The sequence below is a fragment of the Candidatus Frankia nodulisporulans genome (assembly GCF_902806475.1).
Lineage (GTDB): Bacteria > Actinomycetota > Actinomycetes > Frankiales > Frankiaceae > Frankia > Frankia umida.
Map to the genome: position 1 here is coordinate 1 of NZ_CADCWS010000432.1, position 2,026 is coordinate 2,026.

General features: G+C 68.8%; 2 protein-coding genes. Both read left to right on the forward strand.

Annotation, left to right across the window (positions count from 1 at the left end; genetic code table 11):
• Positions 1-437 precede the first annotated feature (437 nt).
• Positions 438-938, forward strand: a complete 501-nt coding sequence (locus G6R24_RS20520) for a transcriptional regulator (protein ID WP_163550775.1) — start codon at positions 438-440, stop codon at positions 936-938.
• A gap of 188 nt (positions 939-1,126) precedes the next feature.
• On the forward strand, positions 1,127-2,026 hold a 900-nt coding region (locus G6R24_RS20525), incomplete at its 3' end, for a patatin-like phospholipase family protein (RefSeq protein ID WP_163550776.1).

A 2,026-nucleotide genomic window follows, 5' to 3' on the forward strand; every position in this document is an offset into this window, starting at 1 on the left:
TCACGGTCACATCGCCACCCGGTTGATTGCTCGGTCGCAGGCGACTCACAGTTACGCCGTTGGCATAACCATGACATACGGTGTTCGGATCATCGGCTCTTGGTAGTCGAGACGGTTGCAGCGCGCGATTCACGGGCATCGCTGTGTGGAGTGGTTTCGGTCGGGACGTGAAAGGGATCTTACGTAAAGCGCTCAAGAAGCTACGATCAAGCGTAATCGGTCGTTGACCGACTGCTCAATGAAGTCTGAGCGCGCTATTTCGTGCAGACGCGTAACCGATCAGTGACATTGCGCGTGTTCGCACGTGAGTCTCACTTTGGCGACGTTACGTTAGTGTGAGCATGCCGAGAAGGTGCCCTCCGGTTCGTGGGCGCAGCCGCGCCGGTGAACCGTGCCGGCGCAGGGATGCTCGGGCGAGACGGCTGGGGGTGTGTCGGATGAGCCGGGAGTATGCGAAGGCAGTGGGCGCCCGCCTGCGAGCTATTCGGATCCAGCAGGGTCTGTCGCTACAGGGGGTGGAACAGAAGTCGCGGGGCCGCTGGAAGACCGCCGCGGTCGGTTCCTACGAACGCGGCGACCGCATGATCAGCGTGCATCAACTGTCCGAGCTGGCTGGGTTCTACGGAGTGCCGGTGTCGGCGCTGCTCCCCAGCGAGGATCAGTTGCCGCCGCGGGAGCGTCGTCCCCGAACGGTGCTCAACCTCGAGAAACTCAGCGAGGCCCCACCGGACACGTCCGCCCTGGTCCGGCGCTGGGTGGCGCAGATCCAGCGCCAGCGTGACGACTACGCCGGGCGGGTGCTGTCCATCCGTGACGGTGACGTTCGGGCGTTGGCCCTGCTGCACGACACCACACCGCAGGATTTCGCCGAGCGGCTACGCAACTGGGGCGTGCTGGAGACGAGTTTTCCGGAGGAGAGCGAAGAACCACCGGAGTAGACGTCCCAGTCCGTTCCGGCCCGGCCTGACGGCCCTGCCCACGCCACCTTCGCGCGCGGGGCCGCCCCGGCTGGACGGGGCCGGGCGGCCAGAACGACACCCCGGTGTTCCGGGGGCGGCAGGAGCCCCGCAACGGGGTATCCCACCCTCCTGGGCGCCGGTCAGGGTGCCGCGCCAGGAGGTGGACGATGAGCAGAAGGCGGACGGTGCGTCGAGGCCTGGTTCTCGGCGCGGGCGGAGTCCTCGGCTCCGCCTGGATGATCGGCGCGCTGCGCGCCGTCGAGACCGAGAGCGGTCGCGATCTCGCGCGAAGTGATCTGGTGGTCGGCACCTCCGCCGGCTCCGTGGTGGCTTCCCTGCTCGGGCTCGGGATCAGCGTCGAGGCGATGGCGAACTCGGAGCGCGGCATCCACGAGTCGGGCGATCCGATCCTGGACTACCGGGATCTCGGAGCGTCCCTGCCGCCCAGGCCGAAGATGCGGATGGGCTCGCCACGGCTGCTCACGGCGAGTGCCCTGCACCCCCGGCACGCCACCCCGATGGTCACCCTGGCCGCGCTGCTGCCGCAGGGACGCGGCAAGATCTCCGCGGTGGGTGACCTGGTCCTGGCCGGGATGGGACGTGCCGGCGTGGACCCGAACCACTGGCCCGACCGACCCGCGCTGCGCATCGTGGCGATGAACTTCGACACCGGCGACCGGGTGCTGTTCGGTTCCCCCGAGGCGCTGCGGATGAGCCTGCCGGACGCGGTGATGGCCTCCTGCGCCATTCCGGGCTGGTACGCCCCGATCGAGGTCAACGGCCAGCGTTTCGTCGATGGTGGGACACGCTCGCCGACGTCGGTCGATCTGCTCGTCGACGCCGGGTTGGACGAGGTCGTCGTCGTCGCCCCGGCCTGTTCGCTGGCCACCGACCGGCCCCGCGGGGCGGTCGCGCTGGTCGAACGGCAGGTGCGCCGCGCCGCGACCCGCCGCCTGCTGCGCGAGGTCGCCCTGCTCGAGGGAGTGGGCACCCAGGTCACCGTCATCTGCCCCGGGCCGGACGACCTGATGGCGATGGGTGGCAACCTGATGGATCTCACCCGCCGT

Bases quoted from the DNA above. Each gene is read 5' to 3' on its own strand.
- G6R24_RS20520 (WP_163550775.1), top strand. From the start codon at position 438: ATGAGCCGGGAGTATGCGAAGGCAGTGGGCGCCCGCCTGCGAGCTATT.